The organism is Shinella sedimenti, assembly GCF_022601905.1.
Classification (GTDB): domain Bacteria; phylum Pseudomonadota; class Alphaproteobacteria; order Rhizobiales; family Rhizobiaceae; genus Shinella; species Shinella sedimenti.
This window is the reverse complement of record NZ_JAKVIN010000006.1, coordinates 317,727-335,811: the sequence shown is the minus strand read 5'-3', so window position 1 is coordinate 335,811 and position 18,085 is coordinate 317,727. Positions and strand designations below refer to the sequence as shown.

At 62.2% G+C, this 18,085-nt stretch carries 16 protein-coding genes; 7 read left to right on the top strand and 9 right to left on the bottom strand.

Annotation, left to right across the window (positions count from 1 at the left end; all coding sequences use genetic code 11):
• Positions 1-44: 44 nt before the first annotated feature.
• A complete protein-coding gene (locus MKI86_RS15905; protein ID WP_241602247.1) occupies positions 45-1,466 on the top strand; it encodes an efflux transporter outer membrane subunit in 1,422 nt (473 codons plus the stop codon).
• Between the two features lie 4 nt (positions 1,467-1,470).
• On the opposite strand, the gene MKI86_RS15900 is transcribed toward MKI86_RS15905, so the two are convergent.
• Positions 1,471-2,145, bottom strand: a complete 675-nt coding sequence (locus tag MKI86_RS15900) for a GntR family transcriptional regulator (protein ID WP_241602245.1) — start codon at positions 2,143-2,145, stop codon at positions 1,471-1,473.
• A 114-nt stretch (positions 2,146-2,259) separates the two neighbouring features.
• On the opposite strand from MKI86_RS15900, the gene MKI86_RS15895 reads away from it, so the two are divergent.
• Positions 2,260-3,099 carry a fumarylacetoacetate hydrolase family protein gene (locus MKI86_RS15895; protein WP_241602233.1) on the top strand — a complete coding sequence of 280 codons (840 nt, stop codon included), beginning with the start codon at positions 2,260-2,262 and terminating at the stop codon, positions 3,097-3,099.
• 53 nt (positions 3,100-3,152) lie between these two features.
• On the opposite strand, the gene MKI86_RS15890 is transcribed toward MKI86_RS15895, so the two are convergent.
• Entirely contained in the window at positions 3,153-3,314 is a 162-nt protein-coding gene (locus MKI86_RS15890) for a hypothetical protein (protein ID WP_167719284.1), read from the bottom strand.
• 111 nt (positions 3,315-3,425) lie between these two features.
• On the bottom strand, positions 3,426-4,079 hold the full coding sequence (locus MKI86_RS15885; protein WP_241602230.1) for a hypothetical protein: 654 nt from the start codon (positions 4,077-4,079) through the stop codon (positions 3,426-3,428).
• Positions 4,080-4,366: 287 nt separating this feature from the next.
• Here MKI86_RS15885 and MKI86_RS15880 point away from each other — a divergent pair, with 287 nt between their 5' ends.
• From MKI86_RS15880 to MKI86_RS15870, 3 genes are all read left to right on the top strand, one after another.
• On the top strand, positions 4,367-5,158 hold the full coding sequence (locus MKI86_RS15880) for a WecB/TagA/CpsF family glycosyltransferase (RefSeq protein WP_241602229.1): 792 nt from the start codon (positions 4,367-4,369) through the stop codon (positions 5,156-5,158).
• Between the two features lie 128 nt (positions 5,159-5,286).
• Positions 5,287-6,231: a glycosyltransferase family 2 protein gene (locus tag MKI86_RS15875; protein ID WP_306424465.1), complete on the top strand. Its 945-nt coding sequence runs from the start codon at positions 5,287-5,289 to the stop codon at positions 6,229-6,231.
• 130 nt (positions 6,232-6,361) lie between these two features.
• Positions 6,362-8,041, top strand: a complete 1,680-nt coding sequence (locus MKI86_RS15870) for a hypothetical protein (RefSeq protein ID WP_370879987.1) — start codon at positions 6,362-6,364, stop codon at positions 8,039-8,041.
• 46 nt (positions 8,042-8,087) lie between these two features.
• Here the strand turns inward: MKI86_RS15870 and MKI86_RS15865 are convergent, their stop codons facing one another.
• The 5 genes from MKI86_RS15865 to MKI86_RS15845 are packed head-to-tail and all read right to left on the bottom strand — an operon-like array spanning position 8,088 to position 13,824.
• Positions 8,088-9,533: an aspartate aminotransferase family protein gene (locus MKI86_RS15865; RefSeq protein ID WP_241602225.1), complete on the bottom strand. Its 1,446-nt coding sequence runs from the start codon at positions 9,531-9,533 to the stop codon at positions 8,088-8,090.
• 10 nt (positions 9,534-9,543) lie between these two features.
• On the bottom strand, positions 9,544-10,554 hold the full coding sequence (locus MKI86_RS15860) for an NAD-dependent epimerase/dehydratase family protein (protein WP_241602222.1): 1,011 nt from the start codon (positions 10,552-10,554) through the stop codon (positions 9,544-9,546).
• A 48-nt stretch (positions 10,555-10,602) separates the two neighbouring features.
• On the bottom strand, positions 10,603-11,025 hold the full coding sequence (locus tag MKI86_RS15855) for an EamA family transporter (protein ID WP_241602219.1): 423 nt from the start codon (positions 11,023-11,025) through the stop codon (positions 10,603-10,605).
• A gap of 7 nt (positions 11,026-11,032) precedes the next feature.
• The gene (locus tag MKI86_RS15850; protein ID WP_241602536.1) at positions 11,033-12,385 is read right to left on the bottom strand and encodes an FAD-binding oxidoreductase; all 1,353 of its coding nucleotides are present in this window, start codon (positions 12,383-12,385) and stop codon (positions 11,033-11,035) included.
• The gene (locus tag MKI86_RS15845) at positions 12,385-13,824 is read right to left on the bottom strand and encodes a UbiA family prenyltransferase (protein WP_241602216.1); all 1,440 of its coding nucleotides are present in this window, start codon (positions 13,822-13,824) and stop codon (positions 12,385-12,387) included. The genes MKI86_RS15850 and MKI86_RS15845 overlap by 1 nt, the downstream gene beginning before the upstream one ends.
• 315 nt (positions 13,825-14,139) lie before the next feature.
• Here MKI86_RS15845 and MKI86_RS15840 point away from each other — a divergent pair, with 315 nt between their 5' ends.
• Together MKI86_RS15840 and MKI86_RS15835 are read left to right on the top strand one after the other, a co-directional pair.
• Complete coding sequence (locus MKI86_RS15840) at positions 14,140-15,654, top strand: GumC family protein (RefSeq protein ID WP_241602213.1); 1,515 nt, start codon at positions 14,140-14,142, stop codon at positions 15,652-15,654.
• Positions 15,654-17,009 carry an O-antigen ligase family protein gene (locus tag MKI86_RS15835; RefSeq protein WP_241602210.1) on the top strand — a complete coding sequence of 452 codons (1,356 nt, stop codon included), beginning with the start codon at positions 15,654-15,656 and terminating at the stop codon, positions 17,007-17,009. The genes MKI86_RS15840 and MKI86_RS15835 overlap by 1 nt, the downstream gene beginning before the upstream one ends.
• 3 nt (positions 17,010-17,012) lie before the next feature.
• Here MKI86_RS15835 and MKI86_RS15830 read toward each other — a convergent pair whose 3' ends face one another.
• A complete protein-coding gene (locus MKI86_RS15830) occupies positions 17,013-17,957 on the bottom strand; it encodes a glycosyltransferase family 2 protein (RefSeq protein ID WP_241602194.1) in 945 nt (314 codons plus the stop codon).
• Between the last annotated feature and the right edge of the window lie 128 nt (positions 17,958-18,085).

Here is an 18,085-nt window from a genome sequence, read left to right as displayed (position 1 = left end):
GTTCCGTTAAGATAAGCCGAGATGGCCGGCAGGGTAGTGTGACAATGAATTTCACCAGAGCGTTTTTTCCGCTGAGCATGATTCTCTTGTCCGGCTGCGTCGTCGGTCCGGATTACCGGAAGCCGGATGCCGTGCTGCCGGCCAAGTTCTCCGAAAGCAAGGCTGCCAGCGCCGAAAACGTCACGCTTACACCCTGGTGGGAATCCTTCCGTGACCGTCGCCTGAATGACCTCGTGCACCAGGGCCTCGCCGAGAACCTTTCGGTCCGCCAGGCACTCGAGCGCATCACGGCCGCCGAAGCGAACGTGGTCATTGCCGGTGCCGGCGCCCTGCCCAGCCTCGGCGCAGCGGCGGAAGGCAACGTTGCCGGTCAGGACGGCAGCTATCTGCGCCGCACCACCACACGCGATCATTCGGAAACCAAGTCCATCAGCGCGGGTCTGAGCGCATCCTGGCTGCTCGACTTCTTCGGCCAGTATCGCCGTTCGAAGGAAGCGGCCACCGCCTCGCTCGATGCCGCCTATGACGACGTGAACGTCGCACGCCTCGCCTATCTCTCCGATCTCGTATCGAGCTATGTGAACGCGCGCTACTATCAGGAGGCGCTTGCGCTCAACCGCAAGAACCTTCAGTCGCGCCGCGAGACCCTCAAGCTGACCAACGAGATCAAGGAAGCGGGCGCCGCCTCCAGCCTCGACGTGCTGCAGACCGAAGGTCTCGTCAACCAGACGCTCGCCGAGCTGCCGGGCCTCGAAACCGGCTTCCACCAGTCTGCCAACCATATCGCGACCCTTCTCGGCGTACCCGCCAGCACGATCACGTCCAGCCTGATCAAGGGCGCGGCCCAGCCGATGCCGCGCTATTCGACCCGCGTCGGCATCCCCGCCGACCTGATCCGCAACCGCCCCGACATTCGCGCCGCTGAACGCCGCCTGCAGGCCGCGACCGCCGAAATCGGCGTGGCCGAATCGCAGCTTTACCCGAGCATTCAGCTCGGCGGCTCGATCGGCGCCTCGCGCAATTTCAACCTCGTGACCGGCAGCCTTTCGAACTGGTCGTTCGGCCCCTCGCTGAGCCTGCCGATCCTGAACGGTGGTGCGCTGAAGGCACAGGTAAAGGCCGCACGCTCCAATGCCGAGCAGCAGTACCTGACCTGGAAGTCCACGGTGCTGAACGCAGTCGAGGAAGTCGAGAATGCCCAGACTGCGCTTATTCGCGATGGCCAGACGGTCGCCGCCCTGCGCAAGGTGGTCAATTCCTACGAGCAGACCCTGAACCTCGCCCGTGAAAGCTATCGCGGCGGCGCCAGCACCATCCTTGATGTTCTCGATGCCGAACGCAACGTAGCCTCCGCCCGCCTGTCGCTTGCATCCGCGATCCGCCAGCTGGCGCGCGACTATGTCGCCCTCAACGTCGCCATCGGCGGCGGCGCCGAGATCGGCGCGGCAACGGTCGCCAGCAAGTAAGCGATCAGGTCTCGAAGAAATTCGCGAGCATCGCGGCGGTTCTGCCGTAATGCTCGCGAAGCGCTTCTGCGGCACCGTCGGCATCCCGCGCAAGCGCACGTTCCAGCAGTTCGCGGTGCTCTCCCAGAACATCGCGCGCCGCGCCCGACACGCTCACGGACATGCGGCGATACCGATCGGCCTGTAACGTCAGTTTCCCGCAGATTTCCAGCAATGTCGGCGACCCGCAAGCCGAGATCAGCGCGACGTGAAACGCGCCGTGCCGCGCCTCCCAATCCTCGCGCATGACCGAAGGCATATCCTCCCGGCCCTGCGGAATGCGCGCCATGAGATGATGCGCAGCCAAGATCCGGGCTTCCCAGTCTTCATCGCCCTTCATCACCGAAAGGCGGAGCGCCTCGCCTTCGCACAATTGCCGCGCTGACGTGATGTCGCCAAGCTCTGCGAGCGACAGGCGAGCGACGCTATAGCCGCGGTGTTCGTCAAGCACGGTGAAGCCTTCCGCCGTCAGCCGTGTCAGGGCCTCGCGGACCGGCGTCACACTCATGCCGCACAAGTCTTGGAGCGCCGAAAACCGCAGGCGTTCGCCCGGACCGAAATCCCCGGTGCGGATAGCCTGCCGGATGGCATCATAGGCATCGCCGGCGCGTGTTCCCGCCCCGTCCCGCTTTTGTGTCATGGGCGCCTCCGTACAAAATCCAATAGATTTTCGAAAATCATTGACTCCATGTAAGGCAGCGAGGATGGTGTCCGCAATCGAAATCGGCAAGGCCGGCAATCAAGGAGGACATTCATGAAACTGGTGCGCTTTGGCGCGGCGGGCGCGGAAAAGCCCGGCATTATCGATGCGGACGGCAAGATCCGCGACCTGTCGGGCATCGTGCCTGATCTCGCCGGCGAGGTTCTCGGCCGCGAAAGCCTAGCTCGTCTGCGCGCAATCGATCCCGCAACGCTTCCGCTGGCACCGGAAGGCAGCCGCTTCGGGCCCTGCGTTGGCCGCGTCGGTAATTTCGTCGCCGTCGGTCTGAACTATGCCGACCACGCCGCAGAAAGCGGCATGGCCGTGCCGAGCGAGCCCGTGCTTTTCAACAAGGCCCCCTCGTGCATCGTCGGCCCCGACGACGCGGTCCTCATTCCGCGCGGCTCGGAAAAGACCGACTGGGAAGTGGAGCTTGCTGTCGTCATCGGCGAGCGCGCTTCATACGTCTCGGAAGCGGATGCGCTGAATTATGTGGCGGGCTACTGCGTGTGCAACGACGTGTCTGAACGGGCCTTCCAGACAGAGCGGGGCGGCCAGTGGACGAAGGGCAAGGGTTGCCCGACCTTCGGGCCGATCGGCCCATGGCTTGTGACGACCGATGAGGTGGATACAAGCGATCTTGCCATGACGCTCAGCGTCAACGGCGAGCGGGTGCAGAACGGCTCATCAAGCACCATGGTCTTCAAGGTGCCGTTCCTCATCCACTACATTTCGCAGTTCATGATCCTGGAACCGGGCGACATCATCACAACGGGCACGCCTCCAGGCGTCGGCATGGGCATGAAGCCGCCACGTTATCTCAAGCCAGGCGATACGATGGAAGTTGCCATTGCAGGGCTCGGCGTCCAGCGTCAGAGCGTTGCCGCCGGCTGATGTCATAAAGATGATTCGGAAGGGGCCTGCGGGCCCCTTTCTCGTTCCGGCGGTCAGTGCACCGTTGCGGGCGAGATTTCGTCCTCGAGGATCCGGAAGGCTTCGCTGAGCGCGGCCACCAGAATATCCGTCAGTTCGTCCGCCTCGTTTTCGAGAAGGAAGAGCGCGACAGCCGTATTGTCCAAATCGCTGTAGTGTTCGAGGTCGTTCGACATATCATTGTCCCCATTCCAGCCGGCACCATCCCGGTTAACGGAAAGTATAGGAACGCAGGCTTGCGCATGGCTTGTGCCGGAAAGGGACAGGAGAGGCAAGGCAAAAAGCCGTCAACCGCACCAGGATTGGTGCTGTCCGGTCCACGGTCTTGCGAGGCCCTCGCTAACCAGCCGGCGACCAACGGACTGCCCGCCGCGCAAGACGAGATGCGGTGCAGCGCCCGGTTTTCCAGCCGCCGCACCTCGGGCGGCAACAAGCGTCACATTGCCCTCATTGAGGATTTCGCGCAGGCGAAGCTTCGCGTCCCCGCCGCGCAGGCGCTCGGCTTCGCAGCGCGCCTTGTCGATAGCGGGCACGTCGATATCCGCAAGGCGCACCTTGCGGCCGGCATAGAGAATGGTGCTCCCGTCCAGCACGCAGTAATCCGTCTGCGTCGTGCAGATGAACCATTTGCCGGAGAATGCCGGAAGCGCCTCCGGCACCGGCGCGACTTCCGCCTTCTTCTCTCCCACGGCGACCTTGGGGCGCGGCAGCGCGGCTTCGCGGCGCTCGGCCTTGCGGCTGTCCTTGTCCTTGCGCTCGATGGAGGCCGTGCGAACGGCCGAAGCCCCCTTTTCCGGCCCAGGAGTCATGTTGTCCATGTAAAGGATGCCGCCGACGATTGCCGCACCGAGCACGTACCACGGTGCCATGCCGCCCGTGCTGCGCGCGCCCGCACTTCGCCGCGTACCGGTCCGCTTCTTTCTTTTGGTCGTCTTCGCCATAGCCTTCTCCTGGCCCAGACAGTGCGACGATCTCTTGAAGATATGGTTACCGGAAAACCCAAAGGCACGGCGCATCACTGAAGGCGGGTTACGGGCGCACAGGACGCGGGAAAACGGCCCGTGCGCGATGCACGCCGGTTCAACGAGCGCGGGAATCCCCGATTTTCCAAGGCTTTCCGGGCCCGGCAGCTTCACCGCACATTAGTAATAACAAGGGAACGCGCTTGCACGCCCATGCCCCCTGTGCCAGTGCTTTGGCAAAGGTCGCAATGTCAGAGGTGTGTCTAATGGGGACGGACGAGTTCGGGGGAGAGCAGCAGGATCGGGTCGACCAGACCACGATCATTGGCGGCTTGCCGATCACGCTTCTCGATCTGGAGGAATCCGCCCGGCTGTTCGTCGAGACCGCGCTTTCGGCGCGCACCGGCAACAGGCGTCCCTATTACTCCACCTCCGCCAATGGCCAGGTCATTGCGCTCGCCCGCAGCGACGAGCCGTTCAAGGCGCTCCTGCTCGGCGCCGACCAGATCCATGCGGATGGCATGCCGATGGTGCTGCTCTCGCGCATCTTCTCGCGCAAGGCACTCAAGGAGCGCGTGGCCACCACCGATCTCGTGCACAGCGTCGCCGCACAGGCCGAGCAGGCCGGGCTGAGCTTCTATTTCCTCGGTGGCACGCCCGACGTGAACCGCACGGCCGTCGCGCGCCTGCAGGAGGCCTATCCCAAACTGCGCTTCGCCGGTGCACGCGACGGTTATTTCACCACAGACAAGGAACCGGCCATCGTTGCCGAGATTGCCGCGCTGAAGCCCGATATCTTGTGGATCGGGCTTGGCGTGCCGCTGGAGCAGCAGTTCGTCGCTCGCAACATCGACAAGCTCACCGGCGTCGGCGTCATCAAGACCTCGGGCGGTCTCTTCGATTTCATCTCCGGCAAGAACAGCCGCGCACCGGCCTGGATGCAGAACGTCGGTCTCGAATGGCTCTACCGCACCATTCTGGAGCCGCGCCGTCTCTTGTCGCGATATCTGAAGACGAACCCCATCGCGCTGTGGCAAATCATGTTCAACTCGCGGTGAGGCCGGTGACATCTCTCTGACGCCGATCCTGCCATAGAACGGCAGCGCACGGCCGCATCACGCCTAAATTTTGCAACCGAATACAAATACAGCGTGTGGATTTACAGCATGGTAACCCGGCGATGCGAATGCTCGATGAGCCACGGTTACGGAGCAAGACCTTGACGTCCGTCTCGATAGTCATCCCGGTTCGCAACGGCGAGCGTTACATCGAAGAAGCGCTGGAAAGCGCGTTGCGGCAGGGGCCGCTTGTCGGCGAAATCCTCGTGATTAACGATCGCTCAACCGATGGCACCGCCGCAAAGGTGGCGGCGATGGGGGATCCGCGAATCCGACTGCTCGACCACTCTTCGGGACGGCAAGGCGTTTCGGCCGTACGCAATGACGGGCTTTTGCAGGCGACCGGTGAATGGACCATGTTCCTCGACGCCGACGACCGCCTGCGCGACGGCGCCATCGCCGCGCTTTACGCCGGTGCGGTCGATACCGGTACGGTGGCTGTCTATGGCGACTACGAACGCATCAGCGAGACCGGCGCCAAGATCGGCCGCCGCAACCTGATCCGTGCGCGGCGCAAGAGCGGCGGGCATGTCTTGGAAACGCTGCTGGGCCGCAACTTCATCGTCAATGGCGGCATCATGCTGGTGCGCACCGACGCCTTCCGGTCGATCGGCGGCTTCGACGAGACCCTGCGTTATGCCGAAGACTGGCATGGTTGGTGCCGGCTGGCGGCGCTGGGAACATTCGCCTATCTGACGGACTGCTACGTGCTCGATTACCGGGTGCACACGGCGAGCGTGATGATGAAGCAGCTACTTACTTATGCCGATTGCAGCCCCGCGATCGAAGCCGTTTTCACGGACCCCGCAATCGTTGCGACCGTCGCACCCAACCGGCTGGCGGAATTACGCCGCAAGGCCGAGGCCCACATGAACGCCTATGTCGTGGCGCAGGCCTTCCGCGCGCACCGCTATCGCGATGCCTTCCTTTCCCTTGCCGACACGATGCTGAACCGCCCGCGACAGAGCCCGCGCGCCATGTTGCTGTCGGCTGCCGCACTGGCGGGAATTTGAGGCGCCGGGCGTTCTTTTTACGCGAAGAACAACTTCGGCGCTTGCAACTGTCCGTCGACTCGCGCGAGGTTCGCATCTCGCTTTCCGCTAGGCCTGACGCGGCCTTGCTCAAGAACGAATGGACCGATCCGTGACGCCGACAGCCCAGCAGCCCTCCCCCATATTGCGTACCCTCGGTGCACCCGCATTCTGGCTCTGGCTCACCGCCGCGCTGCTGGCCGTACTGCTCTGCGTCAGGCTCGTGTTGCCCATCGGCCCGATGTACTGGGACACGTTCCTGTATATCGATGCGGCGCAACGGATCGCCGTCGGCCAGATGCCGAGCGTCGATTTTGCCGCGCCGGTCGGGCCACTCGGCTATTACCTGTTCGCATGGGGGCTGAAGCTCTTTCCGGCGGCCCAGCCGCTCCTGCTGGCGCAATGGTCGCTCCTCGTGGTCATCGCGCCCCTGATGGCGGTTGTCGTGTCAGAGGTGTCGAAGACTAGCCGGGGCCTCGCCTTCGCGCTTCTCATTCCGGCACTGGCCTTTGCCGTTTTCCCTTCCAATGCGCAGTTCTACCATCCCCTGCCCGGCGTGGACGGCTTCGGCATCTACAACCGGCAAGGCGTTATCCTGCTTTACGTGCTGACCTGCGGGCTGCTTTTCCTGCCTGACGGGCGCAGGCTTGCCCTGTTCTGCGCCGTCGCAGGCCTTGCCCTGTTCACGATCAAGATCACAGGCTTTCTCGTCGGCGGGCTGCTCGGGGTCATTGCCATGCTGTCCGGCCGGCTTTCGGTTCGCACCGCCCTTTTGGCAGCCGTCGCCTTCGCGGTGCCGCTTGCAGCGCTCGAACTCGCAACGGGAATGGTTTCTGCCTATATCCGCGATATCCTGCAACTGGCATCGCTCAACGAAGGTACCTTCCTGCCGCGCTTCCGCACGGTCGTTTCGGCGAAATTCGATGTCATCGTGCCGGCGGTGGCTCTTGCCGTGCTTCTCGCCTGGCTCGATTTGCGCCACCGTGACCGTTCCGTCCGCCTCCTCGACAGCAGCACGGTGTGGTTCTGTGTGGCGATGGCCGGTGGCGTGATCTACGAGACGCAGAACACCGGCAGCCAGGAGTTCATTTTCATCTGGCCTGTCCTGCTGATGATCTATGGCCGCGTCGCGCCGCTCGAAAAACGGACACGCGTCGTCTTCGTCGCACTCGCCGCCTTCTGCACGATCCCGACCGCATCGGCCATCAGTGCCAAGACGATGAGGGCCGTCGCGGTGATGCCGCTTTACGAGCAGCCAGACCTGTCACGCCTGCGCAATGTCGGCCAGGTCTCAGCACGCCACGACATCCTTGCGCGCGCCGAGATGCTCGATGACCACTTCGCCAGCTTCGAGCCGGCCTACGAGGACCTTGCCAGGCACGAACAAATGCCCGGCTGGCAATATTATTCCGAACCCGACAACCAGCTCCAATGGCTGCTTTCGGCAAACAGGATGCTTGCGGCGCTGGAGACATTCGAGACGTCGAACAACATGCGCCTCGACAGCGTCATGACGCTCGACTTCACCGATCCGTTTCCCTGGATCCTGAACCGCACGCCGACCCGCCATGTCCAGATCGGTCGCGACCCGTCCAGGACCGTCGGCGAGATGACGCCGGAGACGCGGCGGGCGATCGAGGCGACGGCGGGCATTCTGAAACCGAACTGCCCCTATACCTGGGCGCGCCGCGACCTTCAGGCCACCTACGCGCAGGCGCTTCAAGGCCGCAAGGTTGTTGCGCTGACATCCTGCTGGGATCTGCTGTTGCGGCCCGACCTGCAGACGCAATAAAAAAGGCCGGGTTTCCCCGGCCTCTTCTTTCTCCGCGGTGGCGGATTTATTTCATCTGTGCCGTCACGAAATCGCGGACGATCTTGACGATGCCGCGCGACAGGACCTCATCCAGCGCGGTAATGAAATCATCCACATGGCTGCGTTCGCAGATGAGCGGCGGTTCCAACCGGATGACATTGCGGTTGTACTCGGTGAAGGCCACCAGAACGCCGTGATCGCGCAGCAGATGGCTGCCGATAAAGCCCGGCAGCGAGCCCTTGAGTTTGTCGTCCAGCACCGAAAGCAAGGGGCGCAGGACCATCGGCATGGCCTGAGAGAAATCGTGGAACTCCAGGCCCACCATCATGCCCTTGCCACGCACTTCCTTGAGGAGCGTCGGATAGCGCGCCTGCAAGGCCTGCAGCCGCTCCAGCAGATAGTCGCCGACCTCGGCCGAATTGTCGATCAGCCCCTCGTCGTAAAGCACATTCAGCGCCTCGATGGAGGTGATGCAGGCCTCGCCGATGCCGCCGAAGGTCGCCATGGCATGGATCATCGCTGTCTTGGGCGTTCCATAGGCCTTCATATAGACCTCGCGACGAGCGATCATCGCACCCACCGCTGCCTTGCCACCGCCGAGCGACTTGGCGAGCGCCGTCACATCAGGCACGACGCCGTAATGCTCGAACGCGTAAAACTTGCCGGTACGACCGAAGCCGCACTGGACCTCGTCGGCCACCCACAGCACGCCATACTGATCGCAGAGCTGGCGCAGCTTTTTCCAGAAGGCTTCGTCGGCCTGGATGATGCCGCCGCCACCCTGCACGGTTTCCAGCACGATCACGCCGATCTGCGGATCGGAGCGGAAGGCGTTCTCGATGGCCTCGATATCGCCGAACGGCACGCGCACATTGTTTTCGACCAGCTTGAATTCGCCGCGGTAGAGCGGGCCGTCCGTAATGGACAGAACGCCCTTGGTCTTGCCGTGGAAGGAGTTCGTCGCATAGACGATCTTCGGCTTGGCGGGGCCGACGGCGCGCTCGGCCACCTTGATAGCCGCCTCCATGGCTTCCGAGCCGGAGGAGCCGAGGAACACCATGTCGAGATCGCCGGGAGAACAGGCTGCGAGGTTATGGGCAAGCGCCGTCGCATATTGCGACATGAAGGCGATCGCGATCTCGTGGCGCTTCTCGTTCTGGAAGGCCTGGCGCGCCGCGACGATACGCGGATGGTTGTGGCCAAAGGCGAGCGAACCGAAACCGCCGAAGAAATCGAGGATCTTGCGGCCATTCTGGTCGTAGTAGTACATGCCATCGGCACGCTCGACCTTGATCTTGTGGAAGCCGAGCAGCTTCATGAAATGCAGCTGGCCGGGGTTGAGATGGCTGGTGAAGATCTCCGTCATCTTCGCGAGGTCGAGGGCCTTGGCGTCGTCGACGGAAAGAAGGGCGGGCTTCGGCGTGACCGGCGTGGAAACCTCGGTGTGGGCCAGGCGGACTTGACTGTTCATTTTGTTCTCCTCAGGCAGCTTTGGACTGGCCGACATGGGCCTCGACGCTGCCGCCGATTTTCTTGCGATATTCCGTATAGGCGGCGATCAGCATGTCCTCGTCGCGGTACTGCGGCACCCAGCCGAGTTCCCGCTCGCCCTTGGATACGTCGAGAACGCACATCTCGTCAGCGATGAGATACTGTTCGGGATCCATCAGCGGCATATTGACGAGATCCAGCATGTTGAGGACCTGTTTGACCGCCCAGGCCGGCGTCGGCAGCAGGATAGACTTCGAGCCGGCATGCTTGACCAGATCGCCGAGCAGCTTGCGCACCGGCGGCGGATTCAGCGAGCCAAGATTGTAGACCTCGTTCGGCACGCCGGCCTTGAAGGCGGCATGCGCCGCCGAAGCGCAATCGAACACCGAGATGAACTGGTACGGGTTTTTACCCGAGCCGATCATCGGCACCGGAAGGTTGCTGTCGATCAGCTTGAACAGCTTGGACAGGATGCCGAGGCGGCCGGGACCGATGATGAGACGCGGGCGGAAAAGCGAAATATTCATGCCACGCTGGCGCCAGTCGGCCGCCAGTTCCTCCGTCTTGAGCTTGGACAGCCCGTACTCGCCCAGCGGCGCGCAGGGGTGATCCTCCTTCTGCGGCCAGGTATAGGTGTGGCCATAGACCATGTCGGTGGTGAAGTGCACGAGCGATTTCGCACCCGCCGCATCCATCGCCTTGATGATGTTCTCCGTGCCGTAATAGTTCACCGGGAAGAAGAAATCGTGCCGCTTGGCGCGCACCTGGATGGGCGACAGCATCTTGGCGGACAGATTGTAGACCATGTCGTCGGCGCCGATACCGAGCTTGGCGATGGACGCCGGGTCCGTGACATCGGTCTCCACGAAACGCACGTCGCGATAGTGAGCGAGATCGCTCTTCACGATGTCGGCAACCACGACCTCATGGCCGTCGGCGAGCAGGCGGGGTGCGAGGTAGCGCCCGACAAAACCGTCACCGCCGAAAATAATGTGTTTCATGGTCCTATCCCTGTCTTATCTGATGGAGTTCTTGTTTCTGGATCGATGTCAGGTCTTGTTGAGCTTGTAGCTCGCCGCCGCCGTCTCGGTTTCGGCCGACTTGCTGCCGCTCTGCGCAATCAGGATCGTGCCGACGCAGATGAAGGCGATGCCTGCAATCTTGAGCGCGCCCAGTTCCTCCTTGAACAGCAGCCATGCGCAAAGTGCTACTGCGACATAGGCCAGGCTGAGGAACGGGTAGGCGAAGGAAAGGTCGACCTTCGAGAGCACATAGAGATGCGAGGCCATGGAGATCACGAACATCGCCAGCCCCGCGAACACCCACGGATTGAACACGATCTGGAAAATCTTCTGGATCAGCGATTCCGATGAGAAGCTGAGCGGGCCGAGCGTGATCATGCCGTACTTCAAAAGCAGCTGCGCCGCCGCATTGGTCATGACCGTGAACAGGATGAACGGAATATACTTCATGGTGTCCTCATGTGTCCTTGCGGCCGGCGGCATCATCGCGGCCCTGTAGCGTCAGCGCGGTGCGCCGCCAGAAATCCGAGCAGAAGGCAGGGTCGCGCATGCTTTCCAGCGCCGCCCATTCCGGAAACCCGGCCTGGAAGGTTGCGGCACTCATCCGCCCATCCTTGTAGGGATTGACCCGCCCGCCGGCGGCGACGGTCATCCGGTCAAGTGTTTCGAGCAGGGCATGGGTCGAAGCACCCCGATTGGGAAAATCCATCGTCAGCGTGTAGCCGGGCTGCGGGAAGGACAGGAGGCCCGGCGACGGCACCGTTCCGAACCGCTTCAGCACGGTCAGGAACGAGGCATGGCCGGCCGTGCGGCTGGCCGCCAGCATCTCCGGGATGACCGCACGCGCAGCATCGAAGGGAATGACGCTCTGGTGCTGGTAGAGACCGGCCGGGCCATAGAGCCGGTTCCAGCCCCCGATACCGTCGAGCGGGTAAAAGAATGCGCCGTAACCGCTGATATGCGGCGCCTCCTTGCGCTTCTTGGCAAGGAAATAGGCGCCGTTGAACAGGCGCAGGCTCAGTCCGTTCAGCATGGAGAACGGCAGATCGAAGGGAACGCTCAGGCGCGCCGCCCTGTCATCTGTCTTGAAATTTCCGTTCCCCGCATGATTTCCGCTGATCAGCACGCCACGGCCGGCCGAATCTCCGGCAGCGAGCTGATCCACCCACGCGACCGCATACTCATTTTCGGCATCGGCGGCTTCGGCCAGATCGAAATAGCCGTCGAGATTGGCGAAGGCGGTGATCCGTTCCTCGATATCGAGCGAGCCGACAGGCATGAGGCGAAGCTTAGCGCTCAGCACCAGACCGGTCAGGCCCATGCCGCCAATGGTGGCCGCGAAAAGACCCGTATTTTCCAACGCGGAGCAGTGATGGACGACCCCGTCGGAGCGCAGGAGCTCCAGGCTCTCGACATGGCAGCCGAAGGTGCCGCGGACATGATGGTTCTTGCCATGCACGTCATTAGCGATCGCGCCACCCAGCGTCACGAAGCGCGTGCCGGGTGTCACCGGAAGGAAGTAGCCGGAGGGGGCCGCATGCGCGATGATCTCGGCAAGGCTCACGCCCGCCTCCGCCTCGATGAGGCCCGTCGCCGGATCGAAATCGATGATCGCGTGTCGCGAGCGCATCGCAACGAGAGCACCCGTGTCGTTGTGGCAACTGTCTCCATAGGAGCGGCCGTTGCCATAGGCGAGCAGGCTCGGAAGCGTGCCCGTCCGGCGGAGCAAACCGTTCAGCGCGAGATCGAGGGCGAGGCCCTGTCTTTCATGCCGGTTCACGCGACCGAAGCTGTCGAAAGCTCCCCGCATCATATGAAACTCGCAACGAGAAGCAGGCATGCGCCGAGGACGATAAAGGCCTGGCTGCGCCAGTCGGTGGCGATGAAGACGACGGGGTCGTCATGCATCTCCCGGCGATGCGCGAGGATCCACACACGCACGATGATGTAGAGAACGATGGGCACGATCGGCCAGATCAGCCACGGCTGGGTATAAAGCTCGGCAGTTTCCCGTGACTGGATGTAGAGCGACAGAACGAGGGCCGCCGCGAAAGCGGATGACACGCCGGCCTGTCCAACCACCTGGATATCCTCCGGGCGATAGCCACGGCCTGCGATCCTGTCCCGCTCGTCAACGGTTGCGACCTGCAATTCGACATAGCGTTTGACGAGGGCGAGCGAGAGGAAGAAGAACAGGGCGAACGCTACGAGCCAGAACGACAGCGGCAGTTCGGTCGCGGCCTTTCCGCCCAGCAGGCGAAGGCTGTAAAGACCGGCCAGGCACAGAACGTCGATCAGAAGCATCCGCTTTACCGACAACGAATACGCCGTCGTGGCGATCAGATAGATTCCGATGACAGCAGCGAAGGCGGCGGGCAGCAGGAGGCAAAGCGATGCTGCGGCAAGCAGCAGGCATGCCGACATGGTCAGCCCGAACGGAATGGACAACGCGCCGGAGGCAAACGGCCGGTTGCGTTTGGTGGGGTGGCGGCGGTCGAGCGGCAGATCGATGATATCGTTCAGGATATAGATTGCCGACGCGGAGAACGAAAACGCCAGGAAGGCGATGGAGGAGGCAATGATCGTTTCCGAATAGGCGATCGTATGGGCCAGCACGGCCGGAGCGAAGACCAGCAGGTTCTTCAGCCATTGATGTACCCGCAGCATCTTCACATAAGTCTTCAGGCTCGCCTTATGGGAATCGAAGCGCTGGGTGCCGTGACGCTTCTGATAACGATCAGCGGCAACATCGGGCGCAACGATGATGGCGCTGCGCGCGACATCGAACACCGGAATATCGGCGCGGTCGTTACCCGCAAAGTCGAAGCCCTTTTCGCCATAGGCAGCGCAAAGCGCAGACGCCTTGCGTTTGGCGGAAAGATTGTTTCCCGCACTTGTCGAATAAACAGCGCTGAAAAGCTTCAGCTCATCCGCAACAGCCCGGGCGATCGGCTCGGCCGAAGCAGTGGCCAGTACGATCTGCCGTCCCGCCGCATGCTCGCGCCGGAGGAACGCAAGGAAGTCCTTACGATAGGGCAGATGGCTCGCATCAACGGTAACGCGCTTAGCGATTTCCCATTTCAGTCGCGCCTTGCCGGAATACAGCCAGACGGGAAGCAGGAAGAGATAAAGCGGGTTCTTCTTCAGGAGGAGGAAGACGGTTTCCCACAGCATGTCCGTCGAGACCAGTGTCCCGTCCAGGTCGACTGCCAGCGGTAGATCCATTCTGTGGTGTACAGGCGCGTTCATCGTCTCAACCAAACCCCGGCCCTCGCCCGCACCCATGACGCGGGCCGCAGGACGGTGTGCCTCCGTAGAATTCGACGAAACCCTAGATGGAAAGTTCGAAAACACCCGTTAATGGGAAATGCCGCAGCGGCCTTTGGGGTCGGCAAACTGGGATTACAGTTAAGAAACCCTCAGTTTCAGCGCACCGCAACGCGACACTCCAGCGCGCAACGGCGACCGGATTTACGCACTCCGGGCTCCCGTCGAAGTGGCATTTTAATCGGCTGTTAAGGTTGATTTGTTCTAAACGAGCGTGGATTCGCTGCGAGCTCGAGAATGTACACTGACGATCACCCGGACCGGGGACACAGGAAGCGGCTGCGCGCATCGCCGCCGGTCGCCGCCGTTCACGCGTCAAAACCCCGGGTTAGCGCCCGCGATTATCTCAAACGCAGCGCTACGAACGATTACAACCTAGCCCAGCCTCGCTACTCCGCTGAACGCGATGCGCGGGAAGAGGAAACGGCAGGCACATCCAGCTGGCTGGACCTCTTCACAGTCTCCAATCTTTTCGGATGGCTGCTTGTCTACAAGTTGCTCATCCTTGCGACGGTCATCGTCGGCGGTGTCGCAGCCTTTGCATTTCTCAAGATCACGCCGCCGCGCTACACAACCTATGCTGAACTGCTGGTCGAGCCGACGGATCTGAACGTTGTGGCTGACGACATCTTTTCGCAGAACGCACAACGCGACTCGCAGCTGCTTGCCGTCGAAAGCAAGCTGCGCCTGATCACTTCAGGCAATGTCCTGGAACGCGTGGTGACGAGCCTCGACCTGGCAAAAGACCCGGAGTTTGGTGGAAAGCCGGCATCGGACGCGGATCGAAATGCCCTTGCTGCGCTTGAAAAGCGCATCGACGCGCGGCGCGACACGCGCTCCTTCCTCGTCAGCCTCAGCGTTTGGAGCGGAAATCCGGACAAGTCCGTCGAGATCGCCAATAAACTGATCGAATCCTTCCAGGACGAACTGGGCAATGCCCAGGTCGAAGGCGCCGGCCGCGCCGCCAGGGCACTGGTGGCACGCATCGACGACCTGAAGGTTGAAGTGGAAAAAGCCGAAGCCAAGGTGGAGACGTTCAAGCGCGAAAACGGCCTGCGATCAAGCGCCGGCGAGCTGGCAAGCTCGACCAGCGCCACCCGCGTCAACAGCCAGGTCATCGACGCGCGCGCACGGCTCATTCTCGCACAGGCCCGCCATAAGGGCCTGACCTCGAACGATCCAGAGAGCCGCCTCAACGCCGCAAGCGCCCAGTCGGAAACGATGACCGCCCTGCTGACGCAGAAATCGCTGATCCAGCAGCAGATCCGCTCACAATCCGCGGTTCTCGGCCCCCGCCATCCGAGCCTTCTCGCCCTGAAACCGCGAGCCGATGCGATCCAGGCGCAGATCCAGGCCGAAATCCAGCGTGTCGTCCAGTCCAGCAAGGCCGAGCTTGAGCAGGCACAGGGCGCCTATGACCGGCTGAACGCCGAGCTCGGCACCGCCCAGTCCGTCGTCTTCAAGGAATCCGAAGCGCAGCTTCAGCTGCGCCAGCTGGAGCGCGAGGCGCAGGCGAAGTCTTCCGTATACGAAAGCTACATGAACCGTGCGAGTGAAGCCGCACAACGCCAGCGCATCGATGCGACCAACGTGCGTGTCGTGACCCAGCCGATGCCACCGATCCATCGTAGCTATCCGCCGAGGGGTGTCATTATCCTCGCTGCCGGCTTGATGGCCGGGTTCATCGCCGGCGCAGGCCTTGCCATTCTCTTCGGCCTGTGGCGAAGCCTTTCGCCGCGCAGGGCCGGGTGATGTCGCGTAAGGCCGGTATGGCAACGACCGCCGTCATAAAGCCTTTTGAGCACGAGCCTTCCGCCAGCCGCCGCTCGGTCAAGCCCATCCTGTTTATCGTGATGGCCTACTTCTGGATCACGCTTTCGCCGTTGCCCGACATGTCCGAACTGACCTCGGACACCGGATGGGGCGCAAGCTCCAGTGCGCTCAATCAGATCATCGTACTGCTCATGGCGGGCGGTATCCTCGCCAGCCTCGCGGCCACAAGGGCGTGGAAGCTCATCTTCCAGCAACGTCTTCTCCTGACATTCATTCTCCTGTGGTTCACGGCGACGGCGCTGCTCGGGAATGACCCTGCGGCCGGTTTCCGGCGCATGATGTTCGTGGTCATCGTCTGCTTCTGCGCCAATGCCTTCCTGCTCGTGCCGCGCAACCAGGCGGATTTTACCTTCACCCTTGCCTGCATCGTCAGCATTGTCGTCGGCCTTTCCTATATCGGGGTCATCGCGCTGCCGGTGCGCGCCATCCACCAGGCGACGGATGGCCTCGAAGCCTCGCTTGCCGGCAGCTGGCGCGGCATCTACAGCCACAAGAACATCACCGCTGCCGCCATGGCGATGGCCGTCTTCATCGGCCTCTATATCGTCTCTACCGGATCGAAACGCCTGGGCTGGGCACTGGCCATCGGCGCGCTGCTCTTCGTCCTGTTCTCCGGCGGCAAGACCTCGACAATCATGGTGCCCTTCACCTTGCTGGTCGCCTGGGCCTTCGAGCGCTTCAGACGGGTTCGCGGACTGATGGTGTGGGGCATCCTCATCGTCGCCAACACCATCCTCCTCGGCTCGGCATTATCGCCTACGGTTGCGGACACGCTGACAAGCCTCGGCGTCGACGCGACCTTCACGGACCGCAGCTCCATCTGGCGGCTCTCCATTGACGCCATCGAACAGCGTCCGCTGCTCGGCTACGGCTTCCAGTCCTTCTGGCAGACCCAGGCGCTGTTCGATAGCGACGCGGCCCTCGAAACCTGGGCCGTGACGGCCGCAAACGCCCATAACGCCTATGTTGAGGCCATGGTGAATGCCGGCGTGCCTGGCCTGATCCTGACCCTGATCTGGATGGTCTATTCGCCGCTGCGAAATGCGACGGCAGCCCTTGAAAGCCAAAACGACATCCGCCTAACCCGGCTTTTCCTGCGGATCTGGCTTTTCGGCCTTTTCCTGTCGTGCCTCGAAAGTGCTTTCTACGTGAACACCGGGCCGGTCTGGTTCACGATCCTGCTCAGCGTCTTCGGTCTCGGCCTGCAGGCCCGCTCGACGCTGGCGAAAAACGACGCGCTGCCCGCCGCAGGCAAGCCCGTGCGTCGCGGCTGACGCTCAGGCCTTCGCTTGATACGGGCTTGGGGTGAGCCCAAGAAGCGGTGCCATACGGCCAATCGACATCAGCAGCGGATGGGTTGCCGGAATGATTTCGCCGGTCCGCAGGAGGATAGCCAGCGAGCGCACAACGCCAAGACTGAGGCTGACGATGTTCTTCGCGAACACCTTCACGCCGGCGAAGGCACCCATATGCAGCCGATCGATCACGAAGTTAATGCTGCCGATGCGCATCGACCGCTGCATGAGCCACTTCGGATTGGACCGATCGGACGGGACCGTTTCGTGGATGATCGCCTCGGCGCACCACCAGGTCTTGTAGCCGGCCAGCCGGCAGCGGGTGAAGAATTCCATGTCGCCCCCGCCGAGAAAATTGAAGCGCAAATCGAAGAACGGCGCTCCGAAGCGCTCGAAAACATGGCGAGCGATCAGGCAGTTGCCCGACCCGTGGATCATTTCCACCTGACGCGTCTCTCCTTCGATGGAGCCGAAGATCGCATGGTTGCGGATGGACGGGGGCACATCCTCTTCGAATGTCCGCGTGACGGGGCCGCCGACGATATCGGAGTCGTTGCGGCGCGCCGTAGCCACCATATGTTGCAGCCAACCAGCCTCTGCGATCTCGTCATCATCGATCATCAGAAACCAGCGCGCCGACGGATAGCGTTGGAGTGCAGAAGAAAAAGCGCGGTTGATCGCATAACAATTACCCTGCGAGGGCTCGATCTCGAGTGTTGAGGCAATACCGGATGTCTCGAGCATTGCCTTCGCCACGTCGTGGCCGGCGGGATTGGCCGCATCATTGTCGACGACGACGATGGCGAAAGGAAAATCGGTTTTCTGCGAAAGCACGGATTCGAGCGTCTGGCGCAGCCAGGCCGGGCGGCGGAAGGTTGGGATACAGACGACGGCTTCCACGTTGCTGTCGAGAGGTGTGCTGTTCATTTGCATTATCCGCGAAATCGAGCCGCGCGAGACCGATGCAGGGATCGCGACGATGCCCAGACTGTAGATTTGCCGTCTGAAGAACGCGTTAAGGACTACTCTTAACGTTGCAATTACCCCTCGCCCCT